The organism is Bradyrhizobium sp. STM 3809 (genome assembly GCF_000239795.1).
GTDB lineage: Bacteria > Pseudomonadota > Alphaproteobacteria > Rhizobiales > Xanthobacteraceae > Bradyrhizobium.
In genome coordinates, this window is record NZ_CAFJ01000656.1 from 1 (window position 1) to 13020 (window position 13020).

The window sequence follows — 13020 nt, forward strand, 5'->3', positions numbered from 1 at the left end:
ACAGATAAGCTCGCGATACTGCGTGCCGAAGATGCCCACCGCGGCGCGTCCACGGTCGATCACTTCAAATAGATCGGGGCGGAGGAGCGGATGGAAAATGCTGTTTCCGATTCCGACTACGACGAGATCGTATCTATCTTTTGCCGTATGCAAAGTGCTGAATGTGAGGTGATGAACGATCGATGTTTCGGGGAGTAGCGAGTTTACAATATGGAACCCGAGGCGGTCACCGAAGTTGCCGACTTCATTATGGGATATGACCGCGACATCGTAAGTCGGGGTATGGATGTGCGGTCCCGTCGGAGAGCTGATAGTATCGCTCGGTTCGGTCAGGTGCCTATGTTTCATCGACGTGAGGCTTTCGGGCGTCTTCCAGCGATTGGGGACGCACTATCGAGGTTTTGCTGCAGAGCGGAAAACGGGTTGGACTGACGGCCCTTCAAATGGCGGTGAGTAGCAATGACGTCCGGTCTCAGCTCGGTGTGCCGGGTTGCGGCGTCAGCGTCTTGTGGCTCGGCGGCGTATATGGCTGGTAAGAGCACTCGGTGCGCAGAACGTGATCCGCCAATGAGTCGGCTTGCTTTGGAGTTGAGATGTTCGAGTGAGCCAACATCATTGGTCAATCAATCGGTTCGAGCTGATATCGGGCTGCGAATCGCCAGCGTCAGCCTTGAGTCGCCTGTCCCTGGATGAGGCTCGTGTTTCCGGTTACGGGATCAGTCACGGCTGTTGCGACAGTTGCCTGTCCGGTGTTTGTCAGAACAAACTTAGTATTACCGATCCGAAATGCGGAGTTGCCGATGAGTACCTGTTGGTACTGAACCGTGGCGCCGCTCTGATATTTCACTTGCGCGCGAAAACCGCTGACATTCGCAATGGTGAGCTTGAATGACTGCCCATTTGAATAGCTGCCCGTCCAGCTCCCCTGGTAGCTCGCTGGGTCGACCGGTGTGTACCTGACATTGGATGGCGTCAATGGCGCTGTCGCATATGAATTCTGGAGCACGGTAAAGATGTCCGACATTTTATTAGGTCCTTCATTCGCTTGAGACGGTCTTCGATAAATGCCGTGCCGGCGTCGGACATCGCGAGCCAGAGAGGCTGATTGCTGAAAGGTCGGTTCGCGGACCAACGCGAGCGCCAACTGGGCTGCATTAATCGTCGGCCACGATCGTAAACAGCTTCTTACTGAGGCAACGTGTCGCAGATGAAATTATGTTCAGGATACGAAGTCTTAAGGAGTTTATGGATGTCGCCGGTACGATAGTGATGGATTTTGGTCGAGATGACCGCAGTTGATGTGCAGCATTGGGGTCTCGGCGTCGCCCAATCGACGAGCCTGAGTGATGAGATCAGTCAGGCGTGCTGTGGTTCACTGCCGAGAACTGAGGTCCCGCGAGAACGTCTGCGATGCCAGCCGGACCAAACAGCTCGTTTCGAAAGCGGCGGCTTGGCCGCCGGGCGACAAATGGGGGGCAATTAGGCGCGATCCTAATCGGCGGGCCGTGCATATGCAGGTTTGCATAAGCCTTGCCGAAGTGGTGGAATTAATAATTCGTTACATTACGCAAAGTTTAGGCTGCGACATTCTGTCTCGGCAACACATCGTTAACGACGTTGGGTAAACCTCAACACACTAACTAAGTCCCGCGCCTCGAGAGCTGGTCTCGCCTTGTCGCCAAGTCTGTTTCCGAACAAGGGTCACGTCGTGACGAAAATGGATACGATCGTTTTGCTGGCGGATCAGGACGAATATGGTGTGTTCGCCCCAGCGCTGTACGAGCACAACGAAGCTCTTAAAGTCGTTCTGGCGAGGTCGGCGGAAGAGCTGATGGCCTACGACGCCGGTCTGCTTGCCGGTGCGCGCCTCATTGCTTTTGCAAGCTCCGTCATCGTTCCGGTCGCGATTCTCGCGGCGCTGGGCCACGGTGCGTACAATTTCCACCCGGGGCCGCCAGCCTATCCCGGCATCGCGCCAGCCCATTTCGCGCTGTATGACCGCGCGGTCGAGTTCGGCACCACGTTGCATGTTATGACCGAAAGGGTCGACGACGGTGCCATTCTGGATGCGCAGCTGTTTCCGATCGTGCCGGGGACGACCATCGTCGCACTCGAGGCCCAGACCTATTCGGTGTTGGTACGGCAGTTTTTCGCCTTTGCTGATGTGTTGGCCGCCGAGACCGGACCCACCGCAGCTCGACCTTCCATCCCTTGGGGTCATCGAAAGACGACTCGTCGTCTTTATCGATCCATGTGCGATATCCCTCTCGATATCAGCCAGGACGATCTGGATCGCCGCATGCAGGCCTTTGGTGCCAATCGCTTCGGCATGGTTCCGACGATCACTCTCCACGGCGTGCAGTTCAGAGCGACGCTGGATCCAGCAAGCGACTCGTCGGCGTAAAACGTCCAAGTGTTTTCCTTTCCGGCCGGCGACATTGCCCAGGTGGTGATCAATCGAGCGGATCCGGCGTCTCCCTCTTCCGTCCGAGACTGTGCATGTCGTGTGTTCCAGCGTTAGCAACCGTGCCCGAAGATCTGTCGGTGCTGCGCAGTATCGGCCAGGCCCATCTCGCCGAGGGGCGTTTCGGGGAGGCCATTTCGGCGTTCGAAGCGGGACTTCGTACGCTCTATGATGTGGCGGACGGCGCGCGTCCGGCCGCGATCGTCGCGGACCTTCATGCATGTCTCGCCAATGCCTGCCTGTCCGGGGGGCGATTCTACGCTGCGGCGGACAATTACAAGGCCGCACTGCGGTTGATGCCGCAGCTCACCGGTTGCTGGTGCAATCTTGGCAGCGCGTTGCTCCAGATGGGACAGCCGCAGGATGCGATGTCCGCCTATCTTCAGGCGCTGGCGCTGTCGCCGGACCATTGGCCGTCGCGGACCAATCTCGTGCAAGCAATGCTGTCTACCGGGCAGCCCGTGATCGCCAAGGCGCTATTGCTGGAGATGGCCGCCGAGCGGCCCCACGATGCCAGACTGCAGCACGAGCTCGGCAAGGTCTGCTACCAGTTGAAGGAGCTGGAAGCAGCCGAGGCACACTTCACCAAGGCCGTGGCGCTCGATACGGGCGCCGGCGAGAGCCAGTATTGGATCGGTGCGATACGGCAGGAGCAGGGTGAGGATCAGGCCGCCGCAGCAGCCTATCTGAAGGCCGCCGCGATGCAGCCCGTGATCCGCCGTCCGGCTACGCGCCCGCCGGCGGCGTTCCGCGCGCTGGTGCTGCAGGCACCGTTCGGCGGCAACACGCCGGCCGAATATCTACTGGAGGGCGCTGGCTACGACGTCGATATCCTGGCATTGCTGCCGTCGCTCGACTTGGCAACCCTGCTGGCAACACTGGCGCCAGGCGACTACCAGCTGATCATCAACCTCGTCTCCGATGCCGACCAGGCCGGCGTCAGCCTGACGATGGCCGCGGAGCTGGTCGAGCGGCTCGGTCTGCCGGTCGTCAACGATCCCAGGCGCGTGGCGAACACGACACGTGAAGCCACGGCATCGCAGCTCGCCGCACTCGACGGTTGTCGCTGTCCGCGTACGATCCGGCTTGCGGCCGGCGGCGACCGTTCGCCCGGGGCGCTGGCACGGCTGCTGCCGTTCGACTTTCCGGTCTTGGCTCGCGTCGCCGGAACCCATGGTGGCGATCTGTTCGAGCGCGTCGACGGCATCGCCGGGCTGGCGCGCTTCCTCGACCAGCATGCCGTGTCCGACTGCTACCTGATCGACTACGTCGATTATCGCTCCGTCGACGGACGCTTCCGCAAATATCGCTTCATCTTCGCCGGCGAAGCGGCGCTGCCATACCATCTCGCCATCGGCGACGATTGGAAGCTGCACCGCGACGCCACCGCGATGGAAGATCATCCCTGGATGATGGAGGAGGAGGAGGCGTTCCTGCGTGATCCGTCCGCCGTGTTCGGCGAGGCGCAGATGCAGGCTCTGCACGAGATCCGCAGACGCATCGGTCTCGATTATTTTGGCATCGATTGCGCGCTCGATGCAGAGGGACGCTTGCTGGTGTTCGAGGTCAACGCCTCGATGTTGGTACACGGCGAGCCCGAGTATGGAAGGCTTGCTTACAAAGAGCTCCATGCCGCAGAGATCAAGCAGGCGTTTGAAGCGCTGCTTGCCCAAAAGGCCGGACGCGCCTAAGCGCAGCTGCACCTCGAGCAATGACGCTTGCCGACACTGTTTTGGGTCACGCCATGATCCGCTCACTGCTCGGGTGATCGCCGGCGGTGCACAGCTGGACAGACACAGCTATCCGATGCTCTTCTCAATCCATATCTAAAACGCGAAAAATTTGCGTTTTGATCTCGTCAAGGAAAAAGGCGAAGATGAGCGCAGCGCTGAATACGCCGAAGATGACATGGGGAGATAACGGCGTCATGAGAATGCCGGCATATGCCATGGTCGGGACAATCAGGAGATCGGCGAACGAGGAGAAAATCACGATTTTGCTCGGTCTCGATGACCAGATCCGGCGTCGCTCCCTGACCGCGTAATAGATGGCGTGGCCGCTGCACACGAGGTTTACCATCGTGAGCGTTCTCAGCGCATCGATCCCGAGATGGAGGAGGTCCTTTCCGATCAGAAGAACGCCGATGCAAAAGCCGAGATCGACCAATCCAAGCGCGACACCGGCTAATGTCAAGTTACCCACTTTCCAACTATTTGGCTTCTCGGACGGGCGGACGTTATCTGTAGTCGAGGACATCGCCAAGAAGTCGCCGGTGATCATGGAAATGACGACCAGCATGGGCGTCAAGATGGCGTGATCCGTGATGAGCAGGCCTACACCTAGATACGTCACCTGGCGAACTTTATGGATGATGGAGCGCAGAGTGTAAGTGAGGATGCGCTGGAAAGCTACGCGTCCCGCAGCGATCGCATCAACAATGCCGGCGAGACCAGGCTCGGTGAGGACAAGCCCCGCCGCGAATTTTGCCACGTCGGTTGCCGTAGATACCGCAATTCCGAGGTGCGCTTGGCTCAGAGCAGGAGCGTCATTTGCGCCGTCGCCGCACATGCCCACGGTGTAGCCGGCTCGCTGAAGAGCTTTGACTAATTTGTATTTGTGCTCGGGAAGGACCCCAGCAAACACGGCGAATTCATCGGGTTGCATGGTCTCGGTGATCTGTGCCGCAGTCGCGACGGGACCGTTCAAGCCGACGTCGCGAGCGACGGCTGCCGCTGTTGCTGGTGCGTCCCCTGTGATCATTAAGACGTGCACGCCCATCGACTTCAACTTGGCGATGCAGCTCGCCGCTTCCGGTCTAGGGGGGTCGCTCAGAGCTAACAGACCGACGATCTCCAATGCAGACGGAGGTCCTACGGCGACGGCCAAAACGCGGTAACCCTCCTTCTCGAGCCGTTCCGCCTCCACGACCGCTTGATCGCTCGTCTTTGCGGTCGCCATCACGTAGGCGAATGCGCCCTTGACGACGCGCTTGGCTTGCCCGCGATGATGAACGAAGGCCTCGGCAGTTTTCGTCGTCGGATCGAATGGAATGAATTTCTCCAGCGTCGGTGCGTCAGCAGTTGGAGGCCGCCGCTCTGCGAGCCGCACCGCTGCGTCCACCGGATCCAACCCACCGTCAGCGCTTGCCAGTCGAGCCCACATCATGACCTCTGCCTCTGAACGTCCTCCTATGGGCGCGATTACCGCAACCTTGAGATCACTGCTGGTCAAAGTTCCGGTCTTGTCGACACACAGAACGTTCATGCTGGCGGCTTCATCGACCGCCGACAGCCTTGTGGGCAGAACGCCAAGCTTACCGAGCTCCTGGGCACCGATCGAATTGGCGAGAGTGAAGGTTGCCGGCAGCGCGACCGGCACTGACGCGAGGATCGCTATCAAGGCAAGCGGGACAGTCTCCGCAATCGGCAGGCCGATGTGCCAAGCATACGCGATCAGCGTCAATGCGATCGCACCGTTAATCCCGGCAAGATTGAGAACGACGCGTAGAACGGCTTTCTGTTGCGTGCTCGTCACATGGGCGGTGCGCACCAGGTCCGCCGTTCGTCCGAACCTCGTAGCCGAACCAGTCGCAATGATTTCGACGACGGCCTCGCCGCGCTTCACCAGTGCACCGGACAATGCTTCGAAGCCCGGGCCTGCTTCGATTGGCATGGATTCGCCGGTCAGCATCGCTTGATCGAGCAGCACGGCCCCCTCGACGAGTCGTGCATCGGCTGGGACGACGCCGCCCAAGGTCAGCTTGGCGATGTCTCCTGGCACGAGGCCGGCAGCGGGCAGGGTGATCCAGTTGCCGTCACGAAGCACTGACGCATTGAGCGCGAGCCGGGACTTGAGGGCCGCCAGCGTCGACTTGGCGCGTCTCTCGTGAAACAAGCCGAGGCCAGCATTGAAGACAAGCAGCGCGCCTATGACCGAGGCCTCTACATACTCGTGCAAGACTAGTTGCAAAGCGATCGCGACTTCCAGTAGGCAGGGCACTGGCGCGACAAACTTCGAGAGCAGAGCCCACCAGGCTGGCCGTTCAACATCGATCGTTGAATTAGCACCATAACGTTCAAGCCGGCGGGATGCCTCTTCGGCGGACAGACCTGTGCGGGTGTCGGATCCCCGATGGGTCCGGACATCCATTGATTTTGTGGCAAAGGTCGACATCTGTCGCTCCGGCGAAGAAAAACGCCTCACGCATCCATTTCTACTCGTATCGGAGCGCGTCGATAGGATTCAGGTGGGCGGCTTTCTGTGCAGGGTAATACCCAAAGAAGATGCCGACCGCTGCGGCGAATGCGAAGCCGCCGAGCACCGCTGAGGTCGAAATCGGTGCTTGCCAGCCAGTCAGCATCGGTAGAATCAAGGAGAAGCAGATTCCGGTCACGATTCCTGCCATGCCGCCCGTGACACTCAGAAAGACTGCCTCAGCGAGGAATTGAAGCAGGACATGCAGTCGGCGCGCGCCGATGGCCATCCGCAATCCTATTTCCCGGGTTCGCTCCGTCACTGATACCAGAAGAATATTCATGATCCCGATGCCGCCAACGAGCAGTGAGATGGAGGCCACAGCCGCGAGCAATATCGACATTGTCCGGCTTGAACCCTCCGCTGTTTCCGCTATCTGGCTCAGATTGCGGATCGAGAAATCCCTTGGCTGCCTTGGCCGGATATTGTGGCGCCGTGTGAGCACGCGGTCGACCTGGGATACTGCCTCACTCACCCCGCCCGCGTCGTTCGCCTGAACATAGATCTGGTTCACGAAGCCGGTCAGACGCGGCTGAAGATTGTAGGGATTGGGATAGGGCGGATAGACCCAGTTTAATGGGGTCTGGTTTTGTGTTGGCGCCGCGACTCCAAGTATCTTCCGTTCCGCCGTAGCAAAGGGAACCATGATCACATCGTCCTGATCCTGGCCGTAGGCCGTCTGACCTTTCGGCGCGAGGAGTCCGATGATTCGGAGCGGCGTGCTGCGCACCTGTATGGTAGCTCCGACGGGGCTGAGGCCGTCAGGAAACAGCTGCCGGAACGCGGATTGGCCGATGACGGCAACGAGCGCAGTGGACCGTTCGTCCTCGGCCGCTATCCCGCGCCCCTCCGCGATGCGCCAGTTGGTCACAGGCGGATAGTTCGAACTGACGCCCTGAATGGTGGTGGTCCAGTTTCGGTTCATATACTGGATTTGTCCGCTTTGCCGGATCAAGTAGCTCACGCTCCCGACTGCGGAAGCCTCGCGCCGAATGTCCTCGGCGTCCGATTTGGTCAAAGTGGATGCGCTGCCGAATCCGGCGCGTGCACCACCGAGTGCGCTTGCTCCGGGTACGACGACGAATAGATTGGTGCCAAGACTTTCGATTTGTTTTCGGACCGCATCATTTGCGCCCTGCCCAACCGCTATCATCGCGATCAGGGCGGCGACGCCTATGAAGACGCCGAGCATCGTGAGCACTGAACGCGTGACATTGCGAGCTAGCGCCTGGACGGCGGCGGCCGAAACCATCCGTGCAAACCCGATGACGGCAGGCAGAGCCACGGGTGCCGCCTCTGGCATGGGTGGTGACGACCGACGTCGATTCCTCGCTATCGGAAGCGATGCACGGCGCTCGTCGGCGACGATCTGGCCGTCGCGCATTGTTACCGTACGATCGGCATATTTGGCGATATCCGGCTCATGGGTCACCATCACGACGGTTACGCCGCGGTCTCGGTTGAGAGACTTGAGGGTGTCCATGATTTCGTACGATGTTTGCGTATCGAGGTTGCCGGTTGGCTCGTCGGCGAGAATGACAGCTGGATCGTTGATCAATGCGCGGGCAATAGCCACACGCTGCTGCTGGCCACCAGAAAGCTGACCAGGTGTGTTTTCCTCCCTGTCGCCAAGCTTGAGAACGGCCAGAGCGTTGCGCGCACGTGCGATCCGTTCCCTGTGAGTTGACGGCGCGACGTCGGAATAGAACAACGGCAGCGCCACATTCTCAATCGCAGAGGTGCGGGCAAGAAGATTAAAGCTCTGAAAGACGAACCCAATCCGCTGACTTCGGATGCGCGCAAGTTCCGATTCAGAATAGTGCGCGACGTCAAATCCCTCAAAGAGGTACTGTCCGCTAGTTGGCTGGTCAAGGCAGCCAAGAATGGACATCAGGGTCGACTTACCGGACCCGGACGACCCCATAATTGCGACGAATTCACCCCGTTCGATTGAGAGGCTGACGTCGCGCAACGCCTTCACATCGATGTCTCCAACCCTGTAGATGCGCGTTAGATGGACAACCTCGATGATCGCGTCGGTCATCGCCGTCAGAGCCGCGGGTAGGAAGCTGACCGGGTCTCGCCTGAGCGTTCGCCGACGATGAGCTGATCGCCAGCGTTCAAATCACCGCCATGAACCTCCACGTAATCGTCATCGGCCAGGCCGATTTCGACTTCCACGGGTATTGGTTGCGATCCGCGCAGGAGCCAAACGCGCGATCGGGCCGAGTTGAAGGGCATCGCACTCTCAGGCCGGTAGCGGAGCGCCTGCCCGGGTATTCGCAATACGTCGTTTCGCTGATCCGTGATGATGCGCACGGAAGCCGTCATTCCTGGCTTCAGTGCGAGCTCCTTATTATCAACGCCAACGACCACGTCGTAGGTGACGACATTCTGCACCGTTTGAGGGGACTGCCGGATCTGGGTTACGCGTCCTTCGAATAGTCTGTTAGGAAACGCATCGACTGAGAACTGGACCGGATCGTCGAGCTTAATATTGCCGATATCGCCTTCGCTGACATTCGTGTCGACCTGCATTTTTGTCAGGTCACTTGCAATCAGAAATAGCGTGGGGGTCTGGAAGCTCGCTGCGACGGTCTGACCGATAGTGATATTGCGCGATACGACTATGCCATTCACAGGTGAAGCGATATCCGTATAGCCGAGATTCACTTTGGCGGCGTCAAGCTCGGCTTGCCGCTGCTCGATGGTGGCTTCATCATAGCTCACCTGCGCCTCCGCCTGATTATAAACACTCTTGGCACTATCGACCGCATCAAGACTCACGGCGTTAGTTATGACCAACGCGGAATTGCGCTCGTAGCTGATCTTAGCGTAAGCTAATGCGGCCTGATCCTTGAGAAGCTGAGCTTTGCCGACCGAGAGCGTGGCCTTTGCTTGATCGACGGCGGTTTGGTATGGGCGGGGGTCGATTTTCGCGCAGACTTGTCCGATTTTCACCTCTGTATTGTAGTCACAGTACAATTCTTTGATCACGCCGGACACGTAACTTCCGACGATAACCGTCAATTCGGGGTTGGCGGTGCCCGTCGTTGAGACCATCCGCGTCACAGGTCCGAGCGATGCTGGTGAGGTGACATAGTGAACCGACAAGGCGGCATTTCGTCTTTCCCATACCAATACGCCTGAGCCAGCGAGCAAACGATTAATATACCTCCCGCCATTAGCCGCCACCGTGTCCGCCCCCCACGCTGAAGGGGCCGTGCCGTCTCTGGCGACGGAACAGCAATTGGGGCTGACGGTGAGTTTCCCGTCATTTGGCGCTCTTCCGACGAGCCTTGGCCTCGCTTGATAGCTCGAGACATGTCAGAAGCTCGACGTAGCTCGGCGTGCCGTCCACGCTGGTTTCGCTGATGCAGACTGCCTTTTCATCTCTGGCATATTGAGCCCACTGCCGGGACAACTGGTCCCGAGCGGCTTGCTCGTCGCCTATGCAGGAGGCCAGCGTCTCTCCAATCGCCGAAGCCCCGTTCAATTCGGCCCTGCAGTTCGCTGGGATATTGAACTTCGGCATGACATCAGCGGCTTCTGCCGCCGACATCGGGCTCAGCTCTGCAATCGCCAACCCCAGGATAAGCGGTAATGAGCGCGCATGTCAGCACCTCCACACCAACATGGGGCCAAGCCCGTCGGCCGAGTATTGAGCGAGATCAATTGGCGCAAGGCGTATGCGGCAGCGGAGGGTTAAATTTCGTTAACTGTTCCTGAGCCGCATCTCGTTGCAGGCTAGTTAGCATGCTTGTCAGAGCTGGCGGCCGGGCGGTCGTTGCGCCGCGAAATATGGATACGGGGGCGATCTCCGATGCCTGAATTTGAACCTCGATTGATCGAGACAATGAGAGGCGCGCTGGAAACGGTTATGACCAGAGTGCCGACGGAATATTCGACCGCCACAATGAAGGCCTTTATTGCTGAAGTAATATTGAGAGCGGCAGCACGAGGTGAGACCACCTATGCAGGGCTTGTAGCCGTAGGTTCGGATCAAATTCAGGAGGCCGTCAAGTCTTTGTTCGTCAGGACGTGACGAGCAGTGTGAAGGCGCGTTCGTGAAGTCCGTCGTTGCGTTCGCTATGAATTCGGTGCTGATCTATCGTCATGATCGCAGCCGCGTCGAATTCATCTCAGCCGGCAAATCACGTTTCCAGAGCACCGGATTAAATGGATCGAAAATGAGAAGTTTTAATTGTGCCGCCATCCTTTCCGTCGTCTCGGTCGTGTACGTCAGTACGGCCGCTTGGGCTGGAGACGATCTTGTATCGAAGGGGCGCAGTTTTGCGGACCTCGTCTGCAGCCCTTGCCATGTCGTTTCTTTGGACAAGAGCCGGGTTCCTCTGTTGCGGAATCCGGGTCCCTCATTCCCGACTGTAGCGGGGCGACCTTCGACGACCGAAGCATCTTTACGAGAGTATTTGATGACGGCCCATCCAGAGATGGGGCCGGCCCGGCGCATGACCAACCCTCGGCTTGCCGATTACGAGATCGATGAGGTCGTGGCTTACATTCTTAGCCTGGGCAAAGTGCACTAAGACGTGAGATCGGGTGCTTCTTGCCGGTCGAGCCGTGAGGATCTGTCGTCGGACGGTGTCCTTTTGGACTCTGGCTGAGCAGAAGGTTCAGCAAGCCGAAGATCCCGAAATACAACTAAATAGATTGGTCGCCCGGTATACATTCCTATGCTCCCAAAGGATGGAATAGGTGACGCAGATGAGCTGTCCCAGTTTAGTTGTCACGATCGACCGAAGAAGGGGTAGAGCACGTTCCACCTCGTGATCCACACCAGGCCGTCTAACTGGCCTCGGATCAGCTTCTTCTTGACAAAAGTTGCGACCCAACGACGAAGGCCCCGGGGCCCAGCTTCCGCTAAGTTGTGTGGTGCCGCGGACGGATTTCAACTTGTTGGCGCTGCGCCGACATCGCGTTTCGGCGATTCCGGGCTGTGAACAGGGCTGGCGCTCTTCAGATCCCGGACGCCGTCAGCGTCTTTGGGCCAACGGATGGCTCAAGTCTTGCCGCATGTGCGGCTTTTTTGCATCTCTTGCGGCAAAAGTGAGTGCCGCTTGGCAAGTCGTTCTCGACACCTTGCATGACCGGTGTTCTGATCGGTGTCGGTGGGTGCGCTATGCGGCAACGGCTGCAGAGATTTTTTCCGATCTTCCTGATCGCGCTGACGGTACAGATCTTCGTACCGATCGGCAGTGTGTTGGCTGCGGCAATCGCGGCGGCCGATCAGGCGTGGTCGGCTGAGATCTGTCACCACAATTCCGATTCGCGCCCTCCACACGGGGATGATGGCAGCGGCGGCTGCGATGTCAGCTGTCCTCTCTGCTATGCAGCTGCCCAAGCTGATGCTTGGGGCAACCCACCGCGATGGATGTTGGTCGCGGAGCAGCGAAACATCTGTACGAGTGTCAGATGGTCGGAGCAGGTGTCGAGCGGATTGGCATCGCATCACGAAACGCACGGACAGGCACGCGCGCCGCCGGCGGCAGCCTGACCCGTCGTCACTCTCCGTCTGAATCCCACTCGTCAAGCCCCGGCTTCGAAACCGGCGCGGCATGCTCGTCACGGGCAGGAGCGTCAGGCCCATGCTTTGGATGATGCGCCTATCTCATCGACAGCGTGCCCCTGGGGCTACATGCTCTCCGTGGGCCGCCAATTGACGAATTAGGTCTCTCCAGCTCGGAGCGAACCACTGCTCTTCAACACCAAGTCGCGGTCATCACCAAAGATGCTCGCGACCCCTTCCCAACCTTTTCGCAGCAGCGTGCAGTTCAAATATCACGCGCTGTCCGGACCTCTTGGAGACGACATGTTTCTCAATCTTTGGAACCACCAACATCGACGCATCCGACAAGCGGCGCAATCGATCGTCACTCTTCTGGCGGTTTTTTATTTCATCGGCACACTCACGCCGATGCCGGCGAACGCCTGCGCCTGCGGCTGCAGCGTGTTTGACGTTGGCGGTGGTCTGCTGCCTCAGGAAGACGACCATGGCGGCAGGGTTTTCACGGAATGGTGGCATTCCGATCAGAATAGAAATTGGATCGGCGGTTCGAAGGGGCCGTCAGATGCCAATTCCGATAAGCAGGTCCGGACTGACTGGTTCACGGTCGGCCTGCAATACATGTTCAATCGCGACTGGGGCGTCATGGTACGCATCCCCTATGTCAATCGGTCGTTCACCACGGATACCAATTTCCCGAACGATCCTTCGACCCCGCAGACTTTCAAATCCCGGTCGTTCGGGGATGTCGAGGTCATGGGAATGTACACAGGCTTCT

General features: G+C 58.8%; 12 protein-coding genes. 6 read left to right on the plus strand and 6 right to left on the minus strand.

Going from position 1 to position 13020, the window contains the following annotated elements:
• Together BRAS3809_RS37170 and BRAS3809_RS35265 are read right to left on the minus strand one after the other, a co-directional pair.
• Positions 1-348: hypothetical protein (locus BRAS3809_RS37170; protein WP_035659262.1), on the minus strand; the 348-nt coding region annotated here is incomplete at its 3' end.
• 316 nt (positions 349-664) lie between these two features.
• The gene (locus BRAS3809_RS35265; protein WP_083839182.1) at positions 665-1024 is read right to left on the minus strand and encodes a hypothetical protein; all 360 of its coding nucleotides are present in this window, start codon (positions 1022-1024) and stop codon (positions 665-667) included.
• A gap of 693 nt (positions 1025-1717) precedes the next feature.
• On the opposite strand from BRAS3809_RS35265, the gene BRAS3809_RS37500 reads away from it, so the two are divergent.
• Entirely contained in the window at positions 1718-2404 is a 687-nt protein-coding gene (locus tag BRAS3809_RS37500) for a formyltransferase family protein (RefSeq protein ID WP_008965593.1), read from the plus strand.
• Between the two features lie 356 nt (positions 2405-2760).
• Positions 2761-4155, plus strand: coding sequence for a tetratricopeptide repeat protein (locus BRAS3809_RS29080; RefSeq protein WP_283805782.1), 1395 nt, complete (start codon positions 2761-2763; stop codon positions 4153-4155).
• Positions 4156-4279: 124 nt separating this feature from the next.
• Here BRAS3809_RS29080 and BRAS3809_RS29085 read toward each other — a convergent pair whose 3' ends face one another.
• The 4 genes from BRAS3809_RS29085 to BRAS3809_RS29100 form a co-directional block, all read right to left on the minus strand.
• The gene (locus BRAS3809_RS29085) at positions 4280-6637 is read right to left on the minus strand and encodes an HAD-IC family P-type ATPase (protein WP_083839184.1); all 2358 of its coding nucleotides are present in this window, start codon (positions 6635-6637) and stop codon (positions 4280-4282) included.
• Positions 6638-6677: 40 nt separating this feature from the next.
• Positions 6678-8762 carry an ABC transporter permease gene (locus BRAS3809_RS29090; protein ID WP_008965596.1) on the minus strand — a complete coding sequence of 695 codons (2085 nt, stop codon included), beginning with the start codon at positions 8760-8762 and terminating at the stop codon, positions 6678-6680.
• A gap of 5 nt (positions 8763-8767) precedes the next feature.
• Positions 8768-9832 (minus strand): efflux RND transporter periplasmic adaptor subunit, encoded by a 1065-nt coding sequence (locus BRAS3809_RS29095; RefSeq protein WP_240535798.1) that lies wholly within the window; start codon positions 9830-9832, stop codon positions 8768-8770.
• A 160-nt stretch (positions 9833-9992) separates the two neighbouring features.
• Complete coding sequence (locus tag BRAS3809_RS29100) at positions 9993-10280, minus strand: hypothetical protein (protein ID WP_035659264.1); 288 nt, start codon at positions 10278-10280, stop codon at positions 9993-9995.
• Between the two features lie 261 nt (positions 10281-10541).
• Between BRAS3809_RS29100 and BRAS3809_RS35270 the strand changes: the two genes are divergently transcribed.
• The 4 genes from BRAS3809_RS35270 to BRAS3809_RS34440 all read left to right on the plus strand — a co-directional run.
• Positions 10542-10763 (plus strand): hypothetical protein, encoded by a 222-nt coding sequence (locus BRAS3809_RS35270; protein WP_083839185.1) that lies wholly within the window; start codon positions 10542-10544, stop codon positions 10761-10763.
• A gap of 22 nt (positions 10764-10785) precedes the next feature.
• Positions 10786-11265 carry a c-type cytochrome gene (locus BRAS3809_RS36250; RefSeq protein WP_139017467.1) on the plus strand — a complete coding sequence of 160 codons (480 nt, stop codon included), beginning with the start codon at positions 10786-10788 and terminating at the stop codon, positions 11263-11265.
• Positions 11266-11822: 557 nt separating this feature from the next.
• Positions 11823-12233 carry a hypothetical protein gene (locus BRAS3809_RS36255; RefSeq protein ID WP_139017468.1) on the plus strand — a complete coding sequence of 137 codons (411 nt, stop codon included), beginning with the start codon at positions 11823-11825 and terminating at the stop codon, positions 12231-12233.
• Positions 12234-12548: 315 nt separating this feature from the next.
• Positions 12549-13020, plus strand: a 472-nt coding sequence (locus tag BRAS3809_RS34440) for a hypothetical protein (protein WP_201767132.1), incomplete at its 3' end; no start/stop codon positions are given.